The following is a 23,322-nucleotide window of genomic DNA, read 5'->3' as shown; positions in this document are numbered from 1 at the left end:
TGTCGACCAGCGTGGGTCGCCCGTCGCCCGTTATGGTGTATAGGTCGCCAAGATAAAGGTAGGCGAGGGTGGGGCTCGTATCGCGCGACGCGGTGAGCGACCTCACAGCATGCGGGCCGTGGTTTGTCAGCCGCTTGTTGTCACCGTTTTTGTCATGATGCCACACATTGAAGGTGCCACTGCGGTCGCTGAGGAAATAGAAGCCACCCTGTTTATCCCAAACAGGCGCATGGTCGCCCGCCGGATCTGTGGTGATTTGCGTGTGTTTACCGGCTTTGGCGTCATAGAGCCAGATGTCGCGCGCGAAGGCGGAGCGGTCATGTTTGCGGTTTGGCGCTTCATATGCCTTTTCTTCACGGTAAAGGAGTTGAGCGTCATCCTCATTCCAGACCGCGTCCATCGCGCCATTGACGGGGAGTTGTACCGGGGTGCCGCCCGTAATCTTCACTTCGTAAAGCTCCGGTAGCCGCGTGATTGGATGCTGGGCCGTGGTGGCGGATTTTATCCGACCGCTGGAGAACAGGACCTTGCGGCCATCTGCGCTGAAGTCGGACGGGATATCGTCGGCACTGTGGAAGGTGAGGCGTGTGGCATCACCACCTGAGGCGGGCATGACGTAAATATCAAGGTTGCCGTTGCGGTCGCTTGCAAAGGCTATCTTTTTGCCGTCATGGGACCAGACCGGATGGCCTTCCCATGCAGAATTTACAGTGAGAGGAACGGCTGTACCACCGCCTGTCGCAACCCTGTATATATCGCCGCGAAAGCTGAAGAGGATGCTGTCTCCACCCGGTGAGATAGCGCTATGGCGCAGGAAATTTGGACTGAGCTCCGCCGCGCGCTGCGCAGATACGCCAAAGCTTGTGCTCAATGTAAGAAGTGCTATTGCGCCTGCTGTGCGCATGAAAGACCCGCGAGCCATAAGTTCCCCCTTCTGCCTCTGTCTTCAAGGTGCCGTGCCTGCGACTGGCTTTTTGTGGACTGGGCATAAAGACGCCAGCCCCATATCCCTGCCACTAAGTGGTTACTTTTGCAACTGATCATTGGTTGCTGTGGCTTGGTGCCGCAGAGAGAGAAAGGCTACTTGCCTGCTGTGTAATCACCTTGGGAACAAGGCAATAAAAAAGGGGCGGTAAAACCGCCCCTTCTCGCAACCAGCTATGAAGCTGATTAGAGAACTTCGATGTTGCCCGCAGACATACGACCGCGACGGTCTTCAACGAGTTCGTAAGAAACAGCCTGGTTGTCATCAAGAGATTGCAGGCCAGCGCGCTCAAGCGCAGAAATGTGTACGAATACATCATCGCCGCCAGCTTCCGGCTTGATAAAACCAAAACCTTTTGTGGTGTTAAACCACTTAACAGTACCTTTTGCCATAATCATGGTCTCCATATATCGCGAAGTCAGTCTTGGCATCGGTGTTGTTAACAGGTCGGTACCAGGCAGATCAGTCGCAGTCCGCATGCAGAGGCGAGCCAACCAGACCCTGCCTCCATGCAAGACGCACCTTATAACAACCATGAATACTGTCCAGCGGAATCAGGCGACAGTTTGGTTAAATTTTCGTTTCTGTGATGTAAATATCGCATATGGACAGGGCATTTAGAGACTGATGACCGGTTTTATTGCAGCCTCAAGTTGTTTTAATGCGTTCGGCGTGTTGACGTTTGTGAGCTTTAGGCGAAAGTTTTCGGGCACCGGTAGGCTCTCGAGCCGAAGAAATGATAGGAGGTCCCTCAGTCGTTCCGGCGGGCGGTAACTGGCAGGAAAGTGGGGTTGCGGAGCGTAGAACGGTAAATAGCAGTCGCGGAAATAGGCGCCTGATTTATTGCTGAGCAAAAATTCCAGTGTCTCAGTGTCAAGCGCTGGCATGTCTACGGGAAGGACGAGGATACTGCATGGTCGGTCTTGCTGCCTTAGCCAATTAAAAACTGCCCTTGCTGGGCCGGGATAGGCGTCTTGAGCGGTTGGATTGTCCGGCGAGCCAAGAATCACGACCTCCCTAAGCCTGATTCTGTGCAGCAAATCGCAAGCGCGTTGAAGCATTGGTACGCCGTGAAAAAGCATGTTTGCTTTATCTCGCCCCATGCGTTGCGAGCGGCCCCCGGCCAGAATGAGACCTGTGATGTCTTTGTGCATCCTCTTGCTGTTTTCCTTGCTGGTGATCTTGCGGTGTTAATATAGCGCACGGTGCGAGAAAACCAGACGCCCGCTGCATGTTGGCATAAGGGGCCTGTCAGATTTTCTGCCGAATCACTTTTTCAATGGGCTGACAAGCTCCAAACCAGAGCTATGCCTTTGGTTTATGAACTTTGCTCGTGACTGGACAATACCGCCTCGATCGTCAAAGCTTCGGTCAGATTCCATATACGTGTTGCATAAATGTAACATTAGGGATTCGACGGCACAATATAAGTAATAATATTTCAATAACCCAATAAAATTAAGTAATATATTGTTGATATGGTAATAAAAGAAAATAGAAGTTGGTGCAGAGAAAGTAAAAGCTCACTCTGCTGCCAAAATGAAACATGAGAGGGGACGCAAAACGTGTTTCACCCCTTACGACAATGCGGACTTGTCTGTTCCTCAAGCTTTTTTTGTTGAAGGCATATTTCCTTGGATCTACTACCATTATGAACCAGAGGTTATCGCTGGGTTTACGCGGGTATGGTGCTTATTTCAGGCGCGGTATCCCAAACCCTGAAACTGAGAGGGTTTTGTGGTCTTGCTTCAAAGGTCACCACATATCAGCCTCGTCACCGACGAGAGGGAGGAGCGCGGGTCCGCCAGGGACGCGCGGCCTGTTGATATGACCGTGCAGCTTGATGAGGTGGCTCGCAAACGGAATATCCGTTCGCTTGAGCGGGCAATAAAAGCGAACCAGGGGGTGCTGATTGGCTGGCTGAGCAAGAAGTTGAACAGCGCCTCTGACGCTGCAGATGTGGCACAGGATGTTTATATTCGTGTCTATAAGTTTGCCGAGGTGGAGATAATCGACAATCCGCAGGCACTGCTGTTCAAGACGGCGGCAAATCTTGCGATTAATGAGTTGAAGCGCCAAGGTCGTGTGCTCCGGCGCCAGGTCCGGACAGGCGATGACACGATGGCAGATACTATAGAGGCCGTGCCGTGTGACGGACTAAACCCGGAAGAAACCGTCGGGCACCGCCAGGACGTCAGGGCCATGGCGGCTGCAATCCGGCAACTGCCGGAAAAAGCCAGGGCGGCGTTTGTCAAAAACCGGTTTGAAGACAAAACCTATGCCGACATAGCCCGGGAGCTGGGTGTGTCGGAAAGTACAGTAGAAAAATACATGATGGACGCCCTCAAGCGATTGCGGGGGCGCCTCATGCGGAAACCACAGGCCAGTGTCTTGCCGCTACCGCGCAAGGCAAGGCGCGGCAAAAGTTAATTTACCTGTGGGGGACAGGCTAGAGGGCCTTGAAATGATGACGATGAATGAACGGTTGGACATAAATGAGCAAGCAATTGCATGGCTTTCAAAGCTTCTGAGCGGCACAGTCTCGGAAGCTGACAAACGCGCACATGCTGGCTGGAAAACACAAGACACACGCCACAAAGAGGCGGATGATGATCTTGTTACATTGCTTGCCGATGTTGATGAGGTTGGTGAGCAGGTGCTTGCCGAAGAAATGGTGCGTGAGCTTGAAGGCGAGGTCGTGCGTCGCAAACACCGTCGCTTTGTCTTGGGAGTGTCCTCTCTTGCTGCGGCGTTTGTCGCTGCGATGATATTTACCATCACCATGTGGGCGCCGGCACCCGCCGCGCAGATGTACCAGACAGCCGTAGGCGAACGCTCCACAGTTACGCTTGATGACGGCAGTCGGCTTCAGTTGAACACCGGCACCCGCGTGCAGGTGGCCATGCTGGGTGATGAACGCCGTGTCACTATTGATGCCGGTGAAGCTTTCTTTGACGTGACACGTGATGAGAGCCGGCCATTTGTGGTGACTGCGGGCAAAAGTGAGGTGCGGGTTCTGGGCACTCAGTTTAGTGTCCGGCTGGGCGCATCTTCGAATGTTATTTCAGTGCTCTCGGGTCTTGTCTCTGTCGCTCAACATCAGGGGGATGTTGATACAGCAAAGGAAATCGCGCTTCTGGGCGCGGGGCAGCAGGTTGTCCACGCCCCCGCCATCAACCGTGCTATCGTCGACGAGTTTGATGAAAATTCTGTTTTTGCCTGGCGCACCGGAAAAGCGTTTTATGCTGAAACTTCTTTGGCGGAAGTAGTCGCTGATCTTAACCGTTACTTCGACAACCCCCTTGAAATCGCCGATCTCGAACTTGCGAGCCTACCTGTGTCCGGGACATTCAACTTGAGCAATCAGGATGTGGTGATTGACGCACTTGAATCAGCGTTCTCAATTATGGCAGTTAAGCGCGTTGATGGCGTGATACTGCTTTACGCGCAAAAGAAAGACTGAAGCCTGACAGCATAAAGAAAACATGCTCAATGTGTTGGGTATCAAAGGCTCGGGATGGCGCTAAAATTAAAAACAACAATTTCAGCGGGGATAATCGCTACGGTTCTAACGGGCGTATGCTTTCCGAAGGCTGCGTGCGGTACTGACTTTGTCGGTCTGGATACGCTTGTCCATTTTGATTTTACCACAGGCCCGCTTGCAGACGCGTTACTCGAATTTACTGACCTGACTGGCCTCGCGCTGGTTTATGACAGCCGCATCGTTGGCGGCAAAAGTGCGCCACGGATTAGTGGCGAGTATTCGGCGCAGGTTGCGCTTGATCTGCTCCTGGGTCACACCGGCCTTCGGGTGGTGGACGTTGGTGGCGATACCCTTGCTATCGTTCCTGCAAAAATCCGTGATGCGGTGGTGGAAAAGGCGAAAGACAAAACAGTTGCCAGTGCGATAGTTGAGCCGGTGACTGTTAGTTCCCGCACCGTAGTTGATGAGCTGCTGATTGTGGGTACCCGGACGAGCAACCCCCCATACTTTAAATTCAAGCCGAGCATCGCCCTTGAGGGCGCACAGATACAGTTTGGCGGCACCATCAATGTGTCGGACTATTTGTTTCAACTACCGTCCATGTTGAGCGATGTAACCTCGGCCAATACCACGTTATTTGGTACACCTGCGGGATTGAATCTGGCGGATTTGCGTGGTGTTGGCCCTGAGCGCACCATGGTTCTGGTAAACGGGCGTCGTTTTATTCCAACTTATGGCGGGAACCAGGCCCTGTACGGTGTGGATTTGAATGCCATTCCCGCGGCGCTCGTGGAACGAATTGAAGTCGTGGGCGGCGGGGCGTCGTCATCGTTTGGTGGTGAAGCTGTCAGCGGTGTCGTGAATTTCAAACTGCGGGATAATTTTGAGGGTTGGTCGGCGGCTTTCCAGACCGGGCTGACAGGTCGCGGCGATCGGGAGGAGTTTGTTGCTTCCCTTACCTATGGCACCAAATTTGCCGGGGGGAGGGGTAGCCTTGTAGCAAGTCTTACGCTTGATGATCAGGCTGGCCTTCAACTCGGTGATCGTAAAATTACTGCGAACCCGAGCGGATTTGCGATGAATGGCAGGCAAGTGAATCCGGGAACGCCAGGCGCCGCCTTTCTTGCAGGATATGGCGGCAGTGCGCTTGGGGGGCGTGGCGCTTTCAGTTCGGTCATTACCGATGCCGGTACTGAGGTGGATCTCGCAGGCGCCTATATATTCAGTGAGGAAGGCACCTCGGTTCAGCCATTTGAGGGCCGTCTTGATCAGCTTTATAACTATGCGACCGACCAAACGCTTCTAACCCCGCTTGAGAGGGTTTTTGGCACGGTGAACTGGAAATATGATTTCCCCACCGGTGAGCGCCTCGTCTTTGAAAACAGTGTTGCCTCCACCTCAATCGCATCTGAACTTGCCCCCATGCCGCTTTTCCACACCAACGGCCTCGTCCTTGGGCTGGATGAGACAATTATGGTTCCTTTGGCGAACCCCTTCGTACCTGACGATGTACGTGCTTTGGTGCGCAGAGTGCCAGGTGCTGAAGGGATCGTTCTGCAGCGGCGCATCGTTGAGCTAGGGCCGCGACGCACCGAGATTGAGCGTCGGACCTACCGGTCTATGGTTGGACTTCAGGGCGCGATGCCCGGAGGGTGGACCTATGACGCCTATTATCAATATGGCCGTAGCCAGGTAAGGGAAGAACGGTCCGGTTTGCTGGATCTTTTGAACTATCAGGCAGCGCTGGATCCTGAGCGCTGCGCGCAAGTGCAGGGCTGTGCGGTCATCAACCCCTTTGGCAGTAAAGGGTTCAGCGTAAGCGACATTGATTTCCTCATGGCCCCCAGCGTCACACGGCGGCTGCACGCCGACCAACATATTGTTAGCCTCGCGTTCGCAGGACCTGTTGATATCTTAACTGCGGACGAAACGCGCGTTTCTTTCGGCACCGAATACAGGTTCGAAACGCTAAAGGACACACCTGATGAACGCCTGAGCAGTCGACCGGTATCCGGTTCGCTCAATTTTCCGGGCTCGTCGGGCTCGTTCGGTGCCCTTGATCTTTATGCCGATGTTACATTGCCTCTTCTTGCTGATATGCCCGGCATTGAGGAATTGGTCGCCACCGCCGGCGTCAGGGTCTCCGAGGTCTCAACCGTGGGCACTGTCGTGAACTGGCATGTGGGCGGCATCTGGTCACCTGTCGGCGGGCTGAGTTTCCGCGCGTCCTATCAGGGGGGGCGCCGCGCTCCCAACATTGCAGAACTCTACTCTGCGGGGCCCAGTACGTTCGGCTTCTATACCGACCCCTGCGTCTTAACCGATGCGACCCCGGACGTGGTTATAGAAAATTGCACTGCTGACGGCCAGTTGGGCACGGACGGCAATTTGCCTTACACCCCTGCGCCGATAGAAAGCCTTATTTTTGGTAATCCTAATTTGCAGGAAGAACGCTCGTCGAACCTTACTCTTGGTGTGGTGTTCGATACGGAAGGTGGCTACGACTATTTCCCCGGTCGCCTCCGGATCGGCGCGGATGCATATCGGATGGTGATTGAAGACTATATCGTATCCGTTGATGCCAGCCGAGTGTTGGCAGACTGTTACAATAGTGAAGAACTAAGCCATCCCTTTTGTGGGCAAAGCGCTTCAACGCGCGAACTTATGATCCAGCGGGATATCAGTACCGGCCGTCTGATGTCTGTCGAAAGCACCTATATCAATCAGGGACGGCAAACCCTTGAAGGGGTTGACGTTGACCTGCAGTATATTGCGGACCTTAGGGATGACGGCATATTGGGATTGATTGACGAGATATCATTTGTCGGACGCTATACGCTCAATCACCGTGTTGACTGGCAGCCTTCGCCAGACGGCGAGGTGATTGAATATCTGGGGACCGCGAAGTTTCCCAGGCATAAGCTCCAGTTTGGTATTAGTTTGGGAATGGGTACAGTTACGGTTGACTGGGATACTCGTTTCCGCAGCAGCGCGGTGTCAAGCAATGAGGCGGTTAAAGCTCTCGGTGGTATAGATGCCTCCTCGGAGATTCCTGAGGTGAATATCCGGTCCATATGGTACCACGACTTGTCCGCACGCGTGCGTATTCGCGGTAATTCGACACTTTACGGTGGTGTGCGCAATCTCTTTGATGCGCAACCGAACCGTATTTTTGGCGGATCTGTAGGGGATACATTCCCTGAATATTACGATGTAGTCGGTCGCCGTTTCTTTGCGGGCGTTGTGATCGACTTTTAAAGACGCGCAGTAAGCGGCTTTCAGGGTCTGCGCAGGGCCAGCGTGTCGTCGCTGCTTAGTCCAGCGACCATGTCAGTGGTAGAATAAAAGAAAGCTCGTCCTGTCCTGCGGGCAGGGGGGGCAGCGGGCTAAGGCGATCAATTAATTTTGGTATTGCGCGGTCCAGCACATCTTCTCCCGTTGGCTCCATAATCTCGAAGCTGCGGATTAATCCGTCAGAAGTGACCGTAAGCCGAACTTTGGCTGACCCCTCTAGCTGCCGTGCCACAGCCATGCGGGGGTAGCCCTGTTTGGCAGCTACTTTTTGGACGACCGCACGTTGCCAGTCTTCCATCGCGTCAGCGCCAGCGCTGTTGCTGGTCGAAGCAAACCACATCAGCCCGGTCAATATCAGCAGATATCTAGAGATATTCATTTTACTACCCATTCAAATTCAGTGCGAAAAGGACGTGGCACTTACACAATGCCGGAGGCTGTTTGGTGCCGTGAAGCTACGGTCTTCTCCCGACACAAACAATTAAACCCTGCTTTGGAGAAAATTACCAGACATCGCTGGTATCGCCGGTGAACGGGTATTAAGCTCGGGGCGTAAAATGCAAAGGCCGGGCTTTCATGAAGCATATACTTCTACTCTATGCACACCCAACCCCCCGGGGATCATATCTCAACCGCTATCTCGTTGAAAGTCTGCGGAAGATACCTAACTGCGAGGTGCGCGATCTTTACCAGTTATATCCCGACTTCTACGTCGACACCGCGCGCGAGCAAGAATGTCTTTCTCGCGCTGACGTCGTGGTGATGCAATTTCCAATCCGCTGGTTCAATGTGCCATCCATCATCAGGGAGTGGCAGGACAGTGTGCTCACCAAGGGCTTTGCATTCGGCGATGGTGGCGATGCCCTGAAAGGTAAACGTTTCATGGCGGCGGTCAGTACAGGGGGCCAAGCCTATTCCTACGGCCACGAGAAGCCGCATGGTGCGGTGATCGACGCTTATCTGGCACCGCTTGTGCAAACGGCTGTGTTTTGCGGGATGGAGGTGGTGAAACCCTTTGTTGTCCATGGCGCGCGTGATCTTGATGCAACGCAAAGGGAACAGGTGGCGCGGGACTATGTCGACCGCCTCACCGCTTTGACGGAGGCAGTGTCCGATGACTGAGCAACCCTTTCTGCAGAGTGCTTTGATCTATCTGTGTGCTGCGGTTGTCGCGGTGCCGTTGTTCAAGCGGCTTGGCCTTGGCTCTGCGCTCGGTTATCTGGTGGCGGGTATGGTTATCGGACCATGGGGACTGCAACTGATCAGCGATGTGGATGCCATCCTGCGCTTTGCCGAACTGGGCGTGGTGCTGCTGATGTTTCTTATCGGGCTGGAGCTTGACCCGGGGAAATTGTGGGCGCTCAGGCGGCAGGCCGTAGGTCTTGGAGGTTCCCAGTTGCTGGGCAGTACGCTTCTTGTGGCAGCGGCAGGCTTGGCATTTGGTCTGAGCTTGCCGGTTGCCCTGATTGCGGGTCTTGCAATGGCCATGTCCTCGACACCGATCGCGCTGCAAGCCCTTGAAGAACGGGGCTTGACCCGTGCGGGGGTCGGGACGTCCGCCTTTGCGGTTCTTCTCTTTCAGGATATCGCGGTGGTACCGCTTCTTGCTATTGTCCCGCTCTTTGAGCCGGGCGCACATGAAAGCCGGACGGAAGGCTGGGTGGCAGCGCTGCAGATATTTGCGTTTTTCGCGCTTATTGTTCTGGGCGGGCGTTTTGCGTTGCGACCAATCTTCCGCATTATCGCCGGAACACGGCTGCGAGAAATTTTCACAGCCTTCTCTCTATTTCTGGTGATTGGCGCGGGTCTGCTTGCTGAGGCGGTAGGAATATCCATGGCGCTTGGAACCTTTCTTGCTGGTGTTCTTCTCGCAGAATCGGAATATCGGCACGAACTGGAACTGAATATAGAACCGTTCAAGGGGTTGTTGCTGGGCCTCTTCTTCATTGCGGTTGGCATGTCGGTGGATTTTTCGCTGCTGCTGGCCAAGCCCCTTGTTGTGACTGGCCTTGTGCTGTTGCTGGTTGCCATAAAGGTTGTCGTGTTGCTGCCGGTTGGGCGGCGGGGCGGTCTTGTACCAGCAGAACAGTTTCTCTTTGCTACCGTGTTGTCTCAGGGCGGCGAGTTTGCCTTTGTCTTGATCTCCGTGGCGCTGGGCGCGGGGTTGATCGTGCCAGAGTTTGCGGCACTGATGGTTGTTGTTGCGACATTCTCCATGTTGGTGACCCCTTTGATGCTGTTCCTGTATGATAGGTATCTCTATGCACGTTTGTGCAAATCGGACCAGAAGGCCAGCGATGTCATTGGCAATGAGAACCATGTCATTATCGCAGGCTTTGGCCGTTTCGGGCAGATCGTAGGGCGGTTTCTGATGTCATTTCAGGTGCCGATGACGGTGGTGGATCATGACCCTCATCATATCGAGTTTATTCGCAAGTTTGGGTACAAGGTTTTTTATGGTGATGCCGCCAGGCTCGATCTGCTGGAGGCGGCAGGCGCGGCAAGGGCGCGTTTGCTGGTATTGGCGATGGATGACAGCGAAGCTGTGTTGCACGCTGCCCGCATAGCCCGAGAGCATTTCCCCAGCCTTACAATCCTTGCGCGCGCGCGCAACAGGCAGCAACTGAATGAGTTGCGGGACCTCGGTGTGGTGCTGATCAGGCGAGAGACTTTTGCTTCCGCACTTGAAATCGGGGAACTCGCGCTGCGTGAACTTGGCTTTGGTGCGCACGAGGCACATAAGGCGGCGAGGAAATTCCGCCATTATGATGAAAAGATGATCGAAGAATCATCTGCATTTCGAGGGGATCAGAAAAAGGCAGCTGATTATGCCAAGAAATCTCGCGCCCAACTGGAACGCATCATGAGTGCGGATCAGGCCGAAAATACATCCGATCCCGGATGGCATTGACAGGCAGGCGGCTGCGGGGCAGTAAGGACATCGTCCGCATAAGCCAAGGGCCGAGACAAAGGATTATCCATGGACAGAAGTCTTCAAGTTGCCGTTTTGAAAGATGGTGAAACCTTCCTTCACGGTACTTTTGACGTGTCAGACGAAGACTATGACACCGTCATCAAACTGTTGGACGAGGTGGAGATGGACCACGGCCAGGCAGCAAGCCTCATAAGCGGTTATATGCACGCTCGTGACGTGGGTCAGGTGACGGAAGACATGGGGAAAATTGCCATGTTCGCAGTGGTTTACATGCTTCAGGCGGGTGAAACCAATATTGAAATTCCTTTCGAGGGCTGATCCCGGCACAAAGCTGTCATGGCAATTTAACCACAGTAGGCTTGCATTCTGGGGCAAAATGCCGCAGAAGGCCCCCTCAATTCAGGTGGCAGCGCTTGCCCCTGCGTGGTGCCGTGCCCATAGCGTACACCATTTCACATATGCGATACATTTAAGACGCCTGCAGCCCTGATATTTCATACTGCCGCGTGCGAGAGAACAAAACCATGAGCATTTCTTTTACCCCAGCTCGTATCAGGACGGAACTTTTGTCCGGCCTGACCGTCGCCTTGGCTTTGGTTCCAGAGGCTGTCGCTTTTGCCTTTGTTGCGCATGTGCATCCTTTGGTGGGCCTTTATGCAGCATTTATCGTTGGGCTTGTGACAGCGCTTTTTGGCGGGCGGCCCGGTATGATATCAGGCGCGACGGGTGCCCTCGCTGTGGTGATGGTTACGCTGGTGATCAATCACGGCGTGGAATATCTTTTTGCGACAGTAGTGTTGATGGGCATTATTCAGGTCGTGGCGGGTATTGCGCGGCTGGGTAAATTCATTCGCATGGTACCTTATCCGGTGATGCTTGGGTTTGTGAACGGCCTTGCCATCGTTATTTTCCTCGCGCAGCTCGGCCAGTTCAAGATAGCCGGGCCTGATGGCACGCTGTCGTGGCTGGCTGGCAATGCGCTGTTTCTTATGCTTGGCCTGGTCGGGGTGACCATGGGGGTGATTGTGTTGTCCGGTCGGTACCTCAAGTTTATACCGGCCCCATTGGTTGGTATACTTGTTACCACTGGCCTCGTGACGTTCCTGAATCTGGATGTACGCAGCGTGGGCGACCTTGCATCGATCGCCGGTGACCTGCCCAGTTTCCATATCCCCATGGTGCCGCTTACCTTCGAGACGCTTGGAATTATTTTCCCTTATGCGATTATTCTGGCAGCCATCGGGCTCATTGAATCGCTTCTGACCCTCAATCTTGTTGCTGAGATTACCGAAACCCATGGCGGCGCCAGCCAGGAATGCGCAGCACAAGGCGCTGCCAACATTATTACGGGTTTTTTCGGTGGCATGGGCGGTTGTGCAATGATCGGTCAGAGCATGATCAACATTGAGTCCGGTGGTCGCACCCGGCTTGCTGCCATTGCTGCAGCCCTTTTTCTGCTTGGCTTTATCCTCTTTGGTTCTGCCGCGATCGAGCAAATTCCGCTCGCCGCACTCGTTGGGGTAATGTTCATGGTGGTGATCAGCACGTTCGCATGGTCCAGCTTTCGTATCATGCACAAAATTCCGCGGTCTGATGCGTTTGTGCTGGTGTTGGTCTCAGCAGTGACCGTGGCCACGGACCTAGCCATTGCAGTGATCGTGGGCGTAATTTTCTCAGCCCTGGTATTTGCCTGGAAAGCTTCACTCAAGATAACAGTTCAGTCTGAAATCGACGCGGCAGGGCGCAAAGTCTATAAATTGAGCGGTATGTTGTTCTTTGGTTCGATTGAGAGTTTTTCCACCTTGTTCGATCCCAAAGCTGATCCGGGCGAAGTGATCATCGATTTTGCCGGCTCGCGGGTGCTGGATCATTCCGGTCTGCAGGCGATCGACTCGCTAGCCGAGAAATACGAGCGCGCTGGGAAAACCCTGCAACTGCGGCATCTCAGTGCAGACTGTCGCAAACTTTTGACCAAGGCCGGAAGTCTGGTGCGCGCATCTGAGGTGGAAGACCCGAAATATGGCGTGGTCATGGACTACGGGCACACCTTTGACGACGAAGAACCAAAAGGCATCTAGCCAATGTATATCAGGCGGTAAGAGCGGTCGGCAGGGTTTGCAGATCAGGTAAACCAAAACCGATATCGACATAGTTTGGTGCAAACATTCTTGTGGTGCCGTAGTCTGCGGTACCGCTGTCATTGAGCAGACCTGCTGAACCGTAGTTTTCCATATAGCTGCAGCCCAGCAACAGCCACCGTCCCGCCACTTCATGTGCAAGTGGAAAGAATGTTGTCCGCAACTGTTTGGCGGTGCCACCCAGAGGGTTGACAATGCGTGTCAGGCATACCCCGCATTTTGCTTCATAGACATTGCGGTATATGCTCATGATATACGGGCGTTGGTTTGCAGGAATACGGGTGTTGAGAAAGTCATCGCCTGTCGTGTCGCGCCCGCCAAGCCGGGTCACCTCCGTGCCCATGAATTTCACAAACATATGAAACGCTGGCGCATGTTCCAGCACCCATAGGTGGCTCATGACCGGAGCAAGGTGTTGTGCTTTGATGTCTTGCCAAAAAGGCAGTGGAGCCCCATCGCGGCGAGGCAGCGCATGCCATGTTTTTTGAAGCGTATTGCCGGGGTTTACGGATGCCATATTCACTGAACACTCGTTCTCGCGACCCCCAGAACAGACTTTAGCAACAAAGTGTAAACAACAGGTATACGGGCAGCGAGCTGTCAGTACAGCGAGCGACTTGGTGCCAGCCTTAGTGGGAAGCGGGTAACCGCGTGCGGGCGCGCGCCTTGCCGGACAGCGGTGAGGTTGTTTGTGGCATCCAGATATCCGGGCAAGAGAGACAGAGCCCGTTGCCACAATGTGACTGCCGCCTCAGGCTTGCTTTGGTGCCAGTAGGCCAGCGCAAGGTTATTGAGGACATCCGGACTATTCTGGTTTTGAATGGCGTTAAGCTCACGGAGAGCCATACCAAAACGTTCCGATTTCAGGAATGCTGTGGCTGACAGATAGTGGGCCATCCACTGCCCGCTTCGGTTATAAGGGGGGATGTTTTCCTGCGATTGCCTTAATGCATCTGTATAGACCATCAAGTTATCTTCATCGGCGTGTGTATGAGCCAGGCATGCCAGGGTATAAAACCTCTCACCGTCCCCCAGCCGCGTTTCCGTCAACCGTTGGGCAACGGTGTGTAGTTCATGTTTTGATTGTGCAGCGCCTGTGAAGCGCTCTGAAACAGCAAGGTCACGCGACAGGGACTGCCCCGAATGTGCGTACCGGTAACCGGGGCTGTCCAGAATTGTGACTGACACACCAGCCATCAAACTGCGCAGCAGAAAGTCATAATCTTCTGCGCAGCGGTACTGTCGGTCAAAGCCGACCTGACGTGCGACGCTGGTCCTGAAACCTCCGGCCAGCATGGGAATCCAGTTCCGTTCAAATGACCGCCACAAACCGCCTGACGTTCGTAAAAAATCCGGTATGGGTAACGGGTGCATGTCCGCTCCGGTCGAGCTGTCGAACAGTATCACCGGATCAAAGGCGAGGTCGGCCCCTGCCTCAAGTGCGGCGCACATAGTATCCGCACGATGCGGCAGCGCCATATCATCAGCATCCAACCACATCGCGTAGGGGGTTTCCACAGCATCAACCGCAGTTTGGCGTGCGTTGCCCACACCGCTTGATTCCTTTGTTTTTATGATTGTTAACCTGTCGCCTAATATCTTTTGCGCGATAAAACTTGTTTCGTCTTCGGAATGATCATCAACCAACAGGACAGGATAGTCACCGCATGCCCTTGCTGATTGTGCAGCGCGGCCAATGGTGGCGGCGGCGTCCTTGGCCACAATGACAATGCACAGCTTGCGGTTCACGTGTGAATTCCCTGTTTTTCCTACTGGTACCATCATCTTTATGATGGGCCTATATGCAACAGATACTTCATGATAGAAGGAGCCGCATCAACGTGGTGGAATACAAAAGGGATAAAGCATATGGCAATCGGTGTCGGTGGCTCAAATAAAGCGGCAGAGCTTGCAAAGTTGAAAGATATGACCGTGGGTGTAGCCCCAATTGCCGAAGCGGAATTTGCCGCGCGGGTTGCGAAGGCCCAAAGGCGCATGCGGGAAGAGAATATCGCCGCTATCTATGTCAACGCGGGCACAAGCCTCTATTATTTCACAGGCACCCGCTGGTGGCCCAGTGAACGCATGGTCGGGGCATTGATCCCGGCTTCTGGGCCAGTAACCTATATTGCACCTTCTTTTGAGATCAGCACGATCAATGACTATATGTGCCTTAAGGGCGAGGTACGCGGCTGGCAGGAACATGAAAACCCCTATGAGCTGTTTGCCGAAATGCTGGTGGAAGCGGGCGTTGCCGGCAAGGTTGGGCTTGACGAAGCGTGCCCGTTTTTTCTGACCGATGGCCTGAGGAAAGCGGCACCAGATATCGATTTCATTGATGGTCGCGAAGTGATCGCCCATTGTCGGATGCGTAAGTCCGATAGCGAGCTTGCTATCCTGCAGCGCGCAAAAGACATGACGCTTGAGGTGCATAAAGCCGCTGCCGCTATGCTGCATGAGGGCATTACCACCACGGAGGTAACCGCCTTTATCCATGACGCGCACAAGCGGGTTGGTGCGCCCGGCGGATCTTTTTTCTGTATTGTGCTTTTTGGCGAAGCAACGGCATATCCGCACGGTGTGAAAGAACCCCAGACATTAAAAGACGGAGACATGGTTCTGATTGATACGGGTTGCGACCTCCTGGGCTATAAATCAGACATCACCCGCACTTATGTATTTGGCGAAGCGTCGGAGAAGCAGCGCACGGTATGGAACCACGAAAAAGCTGCCCAACTCCGCGCGTTTGAAGCCGCGCAACCCGGCGCGCGCTGTGGTGATGTGGATATCGCCGCGCGTAGCTTGCTGGAAAGCTTCGGCTATGGCCCCGGCTATAATGTACCTGGCCTGCCGCACCGCACCGGCCACGGCATCGGCCTTGATATCCACGAGTGGCCCTATCTGGTATCGTCTGACGATACCAAGCTGGCGCCCGGTATGTGTTTCTCCAACGAGCCGATGTTATGCCTCTACGGCGAATTTGGCGTCCGGCTTGAGGACCATTTTTATGTAACGGAAAATGGCCCCAAATGGTTCACTGAACCAAGCCATAGCATTGATGACCCGTTTGGCCTGAACGCTTAGTCTGCGCTTGCGCCGCAGCGTAGTGGCACAGTGCCGGAAACTGCGGTTTGCCAAATGGCGGCATCAATATGTGCGGGCCTTTCGGGTGTATGGCAGTTTTCGAGCAGCGGTTGTGCATCCTTCAGCGCCTGCAGGAATGCGGTGGTTAATTGGTTGATGCGCGGTCGAATATTCTGGGCCAGATCAGGCGCATCCCTTTCGGGCGTTGGGCCTGTCTGCCATGAAGCGATCAGGCTTCGTTGTAGCATCTTCGCAGCGTCCATCTGTGCAGTGACAGCTCTTGTCGCCACGTGCCGGTCAAGCCCAAGCGTGAGCGCTTTATCCACCGTTGCGGCTATCACCGAGGCCTCACGCTCTGGTGCATCCACAGCGATGCCGTGTTGCCACTTATAGTGCGCTACCTCAGTCATAACCTGTAGACGGTTTGCCATTGCGGCAGCCAAGCGGTCTACCGGGTCGTCCGCATGCGTGGGCGATACCCAAAACACCAGACACAGCAGACCACAAAAAAGCCTCATCAGTCGTCTTTGGGGAGCGGTGTTTGTGGTTCGCTGTAATGTATGGTGGATACAAGCCTGCGGCCTTTCGGTATGACCTTGTAAATATGGTCATAGACCCGCTCATCCAGTTCTTCATGTTCTTCATTTGTCAAAAGGCTTACCAGCATTGGCGTTGTATTGCTGTGTCCGACAACAAGAATGACACCATCCATGCCTTTTAGGGTTTCTGCAAAGGCTGGAAGCGCGCGCGGATTATAACTATTCACCGTCAGCCCTGTCACCTTGGCTGTGGGGGCGGCGGTTTGCCGGGTGCGCTGATAGGCGGTTGAATAGATGGCAGTCAGGCCCTTGTCCTTGAAATACTCGGCAAGCCAGTTTGCGCGGGCCAGTCCTGCCTGTGTCAGATTAGGGTCTTCGCTGTCGTCCGCCTCTTTTTCGGCGTGTCTGACAAGATAGATCGTGGGGCCTGCCGATGCTGCGGGTGTCAGGAACAGGAGGCAAAGAGCTAAGGCTTTTAGTTTCAACATGAGCATTTCCTGATGGATAATTCTATTGGCAATTTTGCTGCATCCATAATGTGACAGCTTTCATGAAGGCAATGCGTTTCCATGAAAACCCGTGGTCGGCATCCATAACGATATGTTTAAAGGGTGCGGCGTTGGCAGCTTCCGCAGCCTCTGCCAGCGGTGTCTGAATGCTTAGCGGAACGACGGTGTCTTTATCGCCCGAGATGATCATTAGGGCGCGGGCTTCAAACGAAGGCATCTTGGTGATGAGGGAAAAGTCTTCCAGATTGCTTTTGGTTTCGCTCACAAGGTCAGCAAATGAATACCCGTCAAGCCCGGGCACAGATGCTTGCGCTTCTGTGCTGACGACGTCTTCACTGGAGACGGCGCCGACAAAGTGCACCAGATCTGCGGGCGCTGCGGCAACTGTGCAGCGAACGCCCTTGTCGGCGGACCCTGTATAGATTGCATTAAAGCCGCCCAAGCTGTGGCCAAACAGGCTGATACGGTCGGGATCGATACGCATGGCGCCTGCTTCGCCTTGCATGCGCACAAATGCGAGAGCGGCAGATGCATCTTCAGTTACATGGCGCACACTGTATTTGCCTTCGCTACCCCAGGCACCGCGATAGTGGAAGTATAGCGTATTAAAGCCTGCTCGCCTCAAGGCCTGAGCCAGATCAAGGTTTTTCTCATTGCCCGGAAAGCCATGAAGCATCACCACCGTGGGGTGTGGGCCCGGGCCGTTCGCGGTGTATAGGTGGCCTGTCATGTGGGCACCATTGCTTGGCACCACAAGCTCAACCATCCCCGGGGGGGCGTCACGATCGATCCTGGCAGGGTCTGTGTTTACCGGGTCCGCGGCATGAACCACAGTTGCCAACAGGACCGCGCTGATAGCCGCGAAGGCTGATTTTATACTAAGGGTTCTCATCAGGATATCCTCCGCACTTTGTATTTTTTCCAGCTTGGACATATGAGGCAAGCTGTCAATCATAAAGGCGGCATTCAGGGTGAACGCAGGTCAGCGATTTCACAAAATTCAAGATCGAGGGTACTGGCAATGCAGTCATAAAAGTCGGCAAAAATAATGGGTTTGTTGATACAGGCGTTCATGCCTGCAGCCTGATATTGTTCATGCTGCGACGGAAGGGCATTGGCGGTCAGGGCGATAATTGGAAGCGCCGCGAGCGGATCGTGTCTGCCGCGTATGGCCCTTGTCGCTTCAAGGCCGTCCATGTCTGGCATCTGGATATCCATTAAAATGATATCCGGCAGGTTATCGTTCGACAGCCGGTCCAGTGCGGACAGGAGCTCTTTGCCATTCGACATAAGGGACACATTGTGCCCTTGCCGCTCAAGTATTTTTTGAACAAGAAGCTGATTTACAAAGTTGTCTTCTGCCACATAAATGTTCAACTTTTTTCTAGCCTTGGCTGCGGTTCCATTGGCGTTACTGCTGCGCTGTTTTTCCAGCAGTTGGGCCACCTCAAGGCTCGCGAACATTATGGTAACGCGAGTGCCGATGCCAATCTCGCTTTCAAGGGAGATGGTCCCGCCAAGAAGTTCGACAAGCTGTTTAGTGATGGCCAGTCCGAGTCCCGTACCTTGATGCCTCCGTTTCGACGTGCTGTCCACTTGGGTGAAACGTTCAAAGATCCGTGTCTTTTCGGTGTCAGGGATACCTGCGCCGGTATCCTCTACAATGATTGATACAGTGTAGCTTTTTTTGTCATTAGGTATCTGCACGAGCGAGGCGGTTACGGTGCCCTTGTCGGTGAATTTGATCGCATTGCCAATAACATTGAACAGGATTTGTTGCAGCCGCGCCTCGTCAAAAAGCAAAGCGGGTGCTGGAGTATCACCAAGCCTGCAAATGATCTCGATATCCCTGTCAACCGCGGCGCCCTGCAGCAGTTGCACTGTATCACTTAGGGCGTCCGCGAATTTGACGGGTTCATAGGAAAGGGCCAGCGCTCCGTCGCTCAGTTTCGAAAAATCCAGAATATCATTGATAACCGCGAGCAGAAGCTTTGCCGACTGGTGTGCCGTGCCCAGCAGGCTGGATTGTTCTGCGTCCAGCTTTGTATCGCGCAGCAGGTTTATCATGCCAAGAACCCCGTTCATCGGAGTGCGGATTTCATGGCTCATATTGGCAAGGAAGTCGGTTTTTGTGCGGTTCGCCCTGACCAGTTCCTCCGTACGTTTGACAACCAGTCGCTCAGTTTCAAAATGCCATCCGGTCAAGACCAGAACCAATATAATCAAGGTCGCAGCCGAGATCCAAACCGCTAATAAAACAAGCCATGATGTTTTGGGCCGATAGGCAAAAACATACGCCGGTGTGGGCGTGACGGTGATTGACCACTGGCGATCTACAACGCTGATTGTTTGGCTTACATCCAGATCCCGCCGCAATGTTTTATCGTCGGCTTCACCGGGCGGGAGGTCGCGATACAACTCGCCTAAATCAGGTGGTGCGTCCATATCGTTGACGGTCACGACAAGGCCCGGCGCGGACGCTCTCTCCAACGCTTTTTCAACGAGATGGCCTATCTCCATGACGCCCGTTGCGTAATTTTGGATGCTGTCATTGTTGCCCACGGGCATCAATATCAGGGCGCCATAGCTTCGGCTCCGGACCAGATTAATTCGTGACGTAATTGCGGGCTTGCCGGTCAGTCGTGCTTTTTCGATGGCGTCGTGTCTTATGGGACTAGAGTTGATATCCAGCCCGATAATTCTGCTGTCCGCTCCGCCCGGTACGATGCTGTGTACGTATACGTACTCATTTGTTGCAGGGGCGAGTTGTGTCGAGCCGTCAGGCCCGATCGCAGATATGTAAACCGGGCGACCATACAGTGAAGAGAGTGCCTTCTCCTGCTCGGCCCGCGCGGCACCACGCAGTTTGCGGCTCCACGAGAGCGCGGTAAGGCCCGGGGTGCGCTCCAGTTGCGAACTGGCGTAGCGGTTGAAGCTGGCGGGATCAAGTCCGGGCGAAATAATCAGGGCATCGGCAACGGTTTGAACTGCATTTAATGCTCGTTCGGTTTCATCGCTCAGGGTACGGGCAATGATGTCAGCCTCATGTTCAAGCCGCCGTTTTAAGTCTTCTTCATTCCATTTTTGCGCGTGGTACACAAAAATGGTCAAGATGATAAGCACAAGCACTGAACCTGCGGAAACAGCGGCACGGCGTCGCTGCCAGGCATTATCTTGCGGCAAGCTCCAGCTTATAATCAGGGGTGTTAGAAGAATGACGCCGTTGGTATCGCCGATCCACCATGTTGCCCATGTATTGGCGAAGTCCGCTGCCGGAATGACGGCGAAAGTGTAAAGGCTAAGGGTGCCTATTGTGGCGGCTACCAGACAGGAAATCGGCCCCGCGAGCGCGTAAAACCGTAGGATGTCTCCTAGCTGCGTAAGGGGGCTACGAAAAAGGCGCGCCCGCTTCAGGAGATAGGCGGCGATGAGTGGCTGCAGTGTGTTGCCAGCGGCGATGGGGTAATTCTGCAGATCGGACAGGAACAGGTCTGATAGCTCAAAGCCTGATCCAGCAAAGGATATATTGACCGCGAGTGCCCCAAAGACAATCGCCGGCCAGATACGGTAGCCCAGCAACAACACGGCCGCGACTGCAATCCCGGACGGTGGCCACACAAGGGTGGAATAATCGTTGTTGGCGGATAACAACAGCCCTAGCTTGCCGGTCGCGAAATAAGTTATCGCGACAGCAATTACTTGAAACAGGTACTGAATCCGCTGCCGTATCACGGATTTTGTAAGTGGTGCCTGAACTGTCACTTGCCTGATATGCTCCTGAGGTGGGGCATTATGCGGGGCAAATGTTAAGGGAGTATTAGCCTGCTAGGTTTTACGGTTGCTGCATAACATGGCGAATAATGCCCTTCGCAGCCTGGCGGCCTTGGGCAAAACACGCAGTCAGCAGATAGCCACCGGTTGGTGCTTCCCAGTCCATCATTTCTCCAGCAACGAACTGGCCCGGAAGGCCCTGCAGCATCAAGTTGGAATCAACAGCATCAAAACTGACGCCGCCCGCTACGCTAATGGCCTCGTCGATCGGTCGCGGGGAACTCAACGGTAATGATAACGCCTTGATGTTTTTCGCCAGCTTGGCCGGGTTCTCGAAAGCGCTTTTGGGCAGTAGTTCGCGCAGTAACCCGGCTTTCACACCAACCAGCCCGGTTGTTCGCTTCAGATGTGTCGCGAAGGACTTTTTGCCGCGCGGTCTCCCTAATGCACCGAGCAGATATTCGAGGCTGCGGTCCGGTGTCAGGTCTATGCTCAGGGTGGTTTCGCCCTGTTTTTCTATTTCGTCGCGCAGGTAGGCGGATAGCGTATAAACCGAACTGCCCTCTATCCCTGTCCCTGTAATAACGAAGTCACCCTGTACGGTTTCATTGCCATGTTTCAACAGTATATTTTTGACAGGGGCGCCAGAAAAACGCTGCCTGAAAAAATCACTCCAGACGTGATTAAAGCCGCAGTTTGCAGGTTTGAAAGGCGCAAGCTTGATGCCTCTGTCAGCGAAGGCTTGCAGCCAGTTGCCGTTGCCGCCAAGGCGTGGCCAACTGGTGCCGCCAAGTGCAAACAGGGTGGCATCGCCCTGCACGGTTTTTTGTCCTTGCGGGGTGTCGAAGATGTGGGCGCCATTTTTATCCCATCCTGTCCAGCGGTGCCAGGTATGGATCCGGGCGCCTGAGCCGGTGACGCGCACAAGCCAGTTGCGCAACAGCGGGGATGCTTTGCGCGCTTCGGGAAATACACGGCCTGAACTGCCGACAAATGTGGGATTATCGAGGCCTGCTGACCATTCGCATACAGCTGAAGGAGGAAAGGCCCGAACGGCGTCTTGCAGACCATGCCTGAGTGGCCCGTAGCGGGTGAGGAAGGTTTCCAGCGGTTCGCTATGGGTGATGTTCAGGCCGGATTTTCCTGCCATTAGGAATTTCCGCGCAGGTGTGGGCATGGCGTCAAAAATATCGACAGACATGCCCGCGCCTGTCAACTGCTCGGCCGCCATCAAGCCTGCCGGGCCCGCCCCAATGATTGCGATCTTAACCTTGTTTGCTGCGGTCTTCATGGAGCTTCTCACCGTGTCTAGCGCGTGGCGGGCACCCTATCTTTATTACCGGGAAACGGCAAGTCTGGCCGGGTGGGTGGTCGCGACAACGGCAGATTATGCTGTGCTATAGAGGCGGGCATGAATGCGGATTCTTGATTTTCTTCTTTAACTATATGTTATTAACATTTGGCATATAGTATGCATGATTAAGTGTACTGTTTGGGGTGCAATGGGATGGAGCCTGCTTCAAAGGCTTACTCATATTGTTTTTAATTGGGAGAATGATTTGGCGCGAGCGTCAATCATCATCGAATGTGGCAGAAAGTCGGGCCTTGGCCGTGTCAGGCGAACGCTGACGCTTGCGCGCGCGCTGGCGGCACAGGGGATTGGCTGTGATGTTTATGTTACCAGCGATGAAGGCAGCGACCTGATCGCGAGTATGGGGTTTGTTTCCAGCCCTGTTGAGCAGCTGCCTGGGCAGTTCGACTTTCTGGTCATGGATACCTGCAGTTTTAGCTCTGAAGAAGTATCGGCTTTGTGTGCCAAGGCGCGCACCAGCTGTGTGATTGATGACCTTGCGGAACGGCCGGTGGTTTGCGATTTTGTCATCAACCCCAATCTTTATGCGCCCAGCCTCGATTATTCCGCCTATAAAGCGCGCGAAATTTTTCGTGGGCCGTCCTGCGCGCTGGTGGACGACGTGTTTTTCTCAAGCGCCAAGCCTACTGAAAATCGGGAAGGTTTTGTGGTCAGTTTCGGCGGTACAGATGACGGCAGCCTCGCGGCGCCTGTGGCAGCCGAGTTGCACGCCCGCACCGGAGAACCGGTATATGTGCCAATCCCGGCATACCAGGAGCCCTGCGCCGCACTTCTGGCACTGGATGGCGACAAAGTAACCATTTTGCGCGGCGCGGACATGCCGGTTCTTCTGGGCAGCGCCAGAACTTATGTTGGTGCCGCCGGGGCAACTGTTCTTGAGGCTCTTGCCGCAGGCTGCAGGGTTTGTGCAGCCGCTACACAGGAAGACCAGCACAAGAATGTCGGTTTTCTTCCCGAGATTGGTGTTGCGACGCTGGACAGCTATAACGCCCACAATGTTTCCGTCATGGCTCTTTTGCAACACCATGAGCCAGGTGGTAGTGCAGCGCTACAATCGGGCGCGGCGGGCAAGATTGTGGCGCGAATGGCGGAATTGATGGTTGCGCGTTGACGTCATGCGGCGGGGTGTCTGTCGAGGTGCTGCCAAATGTTGAAACCAGCTTGCATTTATGAGCATTTCCAATGAATTATGGCACCGGAGTGTAGCGATC

Annotated in this window: 19 protein-coding genes and 1 pseudogene; 9 read left to right on the top strand and 11 right to left on the bottom strand. The window is 54.2% G+C overall.

Going from position 1 to position 23,322, the window contains the following annotated elements:
- The 3 genes and pseudogenes from ACN0VM_RS13790 to mobA form a co-directional block, all read right to left on the bottom strand.
- Positions 1-922, bottom strand: a pseudogene (locus ACN0VM_RS13790) (hypothetical protein); the annotation flags it as partial.
- 248 nt (positions 923-1,170) lie between these two features.
- Positions 1,171-1,377: a cold-shock protein gene (locus ACN0VM_RS13785; protein WP_262692902.1), complete on the bottom strand. Its 207-nt coding sequence runs from the start codon at positions 1,375-1,377 to the stop codon at positions 1,171-1,173.
- Between the two features lie 225 nt (positions 1,378-1,602).
- Positions 1,603-2,139, bottom strand: a complete 537-nt coding sequence (gene mobA / locus ACN0VM_RS13780) for a molybdenum cofactor guanylyltransferase (RefSeq protein WP_417451471.1) — start codon at positions 2,137-2,139, stop codon at positions 1,603-1,605.
- Positions 2,140-2,722: 583 nt separating this feature from the next.
- On the opposite strand from mobA, the gene ACN0VM_RS13775 reads away from it, so the two are divergent.
- The 3 genes from ACN0VM_RS13775 to ACN0VM_RS13765 are packed head-to-tail and all read left to right on the top strand — an operon-like array spanning position 2,723 to position 7,727.
- Positions 2,723-3,415 (top strand): RNA polymerase sigma factor, encoded by a 693-nt coding sequence (locus tag ACN0VM_RS13775; protein WP_417451470.1) that lies wholly within the window; start codon positions 2,723-2,725, stop codon positions 3,413-3,415.
- 34 nt (positions 3,416-3,449) lie between these two features.
- Positions 3,450-4,448, top strand: a complete 999-nt coding sequence (locus tag ACN0VM_RS13770; RefSeq protein ID WP_417451469.1) for a FecR family protein — start codon at positions 3,450-3,452, stop codon at positions 4,446-4,448.
- Between the two features lie 54 nt (positions 4,449-4,502).
- On the top strand, positions 4,503-7,727 hold the full coding sequence (locus ACN0VM_RS13765; RefSeq protein ID WP_417451468.1) for a TonB-dependent receptor domain-containing protein: 3,225 nt from the start codon (positions 4,503-4,505) through the stop codon (positions 7,725-7,727).
- A 55-nt stretch (positions 7,728-7,782) separates the two neighbouring features.
- On the opposite strand, the gene ACN0VM_RS13760 is transcribed toward ACN0VM_RS13765, so the two are convergent.
- Positions 7,783-8,142 carry an energy transducer TonB gene (locus tag ACN0VM_RS13760; protein WP_417451467.1) on the bottom strand — a complete coding sequence of 120 codons (360 nt, stop codon included), beginning with the start codon at positions 8,140-8,142 and terminating at the stop codon, positions 7,783-7,785.
- Between the two features lie 197 nt (positions 8,143-8,339).
- Here ACN0VM_RS13760 and ACN0VM_RS13755 point away from each other — a divergent pair, with 197 nt between their 5' ends.
- From ACN0VM_RS13755 to ACN0VM_RS13740, 4 genes are all read left to right on the top strand, one after another.
- The gene (locus ACN0VM_RS13755) at positions 8,340-8,885 is read left to right on the top strand and encodes an NAD(P)H-dependent oxidoreductase (RefSeq protein WP_417451466.1); all 546 of its coding nucleotides are present in this window, start codon (positions 8,340-8,342) and stop codon (positions 8,883-8,885) included.
- Complete coding sequence (locus ACN0VM_RS13750) at positions 8,878-10,674, top strand: monovalent cation:proton antiporter-2 (CPA2) family protein (RefSeq protein ID WP_417451465.1); 1,797 nt, start codon at positions 8,878-8,880, stop codon at positions 10,672-10,674. The genes ACN0VM_RS13755 and ACN0VM_RS13750 overlap by 8 nt, the downstream gene beginning before the upstream one ends.
- A 69-nt stretch (positions 10,675-10,743) precedes the next feature.
- On the top strand, positions 10,744-11,016 hold the full coding sequence (locus ACN0VM_RS13745) for a hypothetical protein (RefSeq protein WP_417451464.1): 273 nt from the start codon (positions 10,744-10,746) through the stop codon (positions 11,014-11,016).
- 206 nt (positions 11,017-11,222) lie between these two features.
- The gene (locus tag ACN0VM_RS13740; protein ID WP_417451463.1) at positions 11,223-12,776 is read left to right on the top strand and encodes a SulP family inorganic anion transporter; all 1,554 of its coding nucleotides are present in this window, start codon (positions 11,223-11,225) and stop codon (positions 12,774-12,776) included.
- A gap of 10 nt (positions 12,777-12,786) precedes the next feature.
- Here ACN0VM_RS13740 and ACN0VM_RS13735 read toward each other — a convergent pair whose 3' ends face one another.
- Together ACN0VM_RS13735 and ACN0VM_RS13730 are read right to left on the bottom strand one after the other, a co-directional pair.
- Complete coding sequence (locus ACN0VM_RS13735) at positions 12,787-13,353, bottom strand: PAS domain-containing protein (RefSeq protein WP_417451472.1); 567 nt, start codon at positions 13,351-13,353, stop codon at positions 12,787-12,789.
- 83 nt (positions 13,354-13,436) lie between these two features.
- Positions 13,437-14,585, bottom strand: a complete 1,149-nt coding sequence (locus ACN0VM_RS13730) for a glycosyltransferase (protein ID WP_417451462.1) — start codon at positions 14,583-14,585, stop codon at positions 13,437-13,439.
- A 120-nt stretch (positions 14,586-14,705) separates the two neighbouring features.
- Here ACN0VM_RS13730 and ACN0VM_RS13725 point away from each other — a divergent pair, with 120 nt between their 5' ends.
- The gene (locus ACN0VM_RS13725) at positions 14,706-15,920 is read left to right on the top strand and encodes a M24 family metallopeptidase (RefSeq protein ID WP_417451461.1); all 1,215 of its coding nucleotides are present in this window, start codon (positions 14,706-14,708) and stop codon (positions 15,918-15,920) included.
- Here ACN0VM_RS13725 and aroQ read toward each other — a convergent pair.
- The 5 genes from aroQ to ACN0VM_RS13700 all read right to left on the bottom strand — a co-directional run bounded on the left by aroQ (position 15,917) and on the right by ACN0VM_RS13700 (position 22,030).
- On the bottom strand, positions 15,917-16,438 hold the full coding sequence (aroQ, locus tag ACN0VM_RS13720; RefSeq protein ID WP_417451460.1) for a gamma subclass chorismate mutase AroQ: 522 nt from the start codon (positions 16,436-16,438) through the stop codon (positions 15,917-15,919). The genes ACN0VM_RS13725 and aroQ overlap by 4 nt on opposite strands.
- The gene (locus ACN0VM_RS13715; RefSeq protein WP_417451459.1) at positions 16,438-16,947 is read right to left on the bottom strand and encodes a SixA phosphatase family protein; all 510 of its coding nucleotides are present in this window, start codon (positions 16,945-16,947) and stop codon (positions 16,438-16,440) included. Before ACN0VM_RS13715 ends, aroQ begins: the two co-directional genes overlap by 1 nt.
- A 22-nt stretch (positions 16,948-16,969) precedes the next feature.
- Positions 16,970-17,860 carry an alpha/beta hydrolase family protein gene (locus ACN0VM_RS13710; RefSeq protein WP_417451458.1) on the bottom strand — a complete coding sequence of 297 codons (891 nt, stop codon included), beginning with the start codon at positions 17,858-17,860 and terminating at the stop codon, positions 16,970-16,972.
- A 74-nt stretch (positions 17,861-17,934) separates the two neighbouring features.
- A complete protein-coding gene (locus ACN0VM_RS13705; RefSeq protein ID WP_417451457.1) occupies positions 17,935-20,730 on the bottom strand; it encodes an MASE1 domain-containing protein in 2,796 nt (931 codons plus the stop codon).
- A 70-nt stretch (positions 20,731-20,800) separates the two neighbouring features.
- A complete protein-coding gene (locus tag ACN0VM_RS13700) occupies positions 20,801-22,030 on the bottom strand; it encodes a TIGR03862 family flavoprotein (protein ID WP_417451456.1) in 1,230 nt (409 codons plus the stop codon).
- Positions 22,031-22,298: 268 nt separating this feature from the next.
- Between ACN0VM_RS13700 and ACN0VM_RS13695 the strand changes: the two genes are divergently transcribed.
- Positions 22,299-23,222, top strand: coding sequence for a hypothetical protein (locus ACN0VM_RS13695; protein ID WP_417451455.1), 924 nt, complete (start codon positions 22,299-22,301; stop codon positions 23,220-23,222).
- Positions 23,223-23,322: the final 100 nt, after the last annotated feature.

Source organism: Kordiimonas sp., from assembly GCF_048260245.1.
In the GTDB taxonomy this organism is placed as follows: domain Bacteria; phylum Pseudomonadota; class Alphaproteobacteria; order Sphingomonadales; family Kordiimonadaceae; genus Kordiimonas.
The sequence above is the reverse complement of the archived record's forward strand: the minus strand, read 5'-3'. Positions and strand labels throughout refer to the sequence as shown.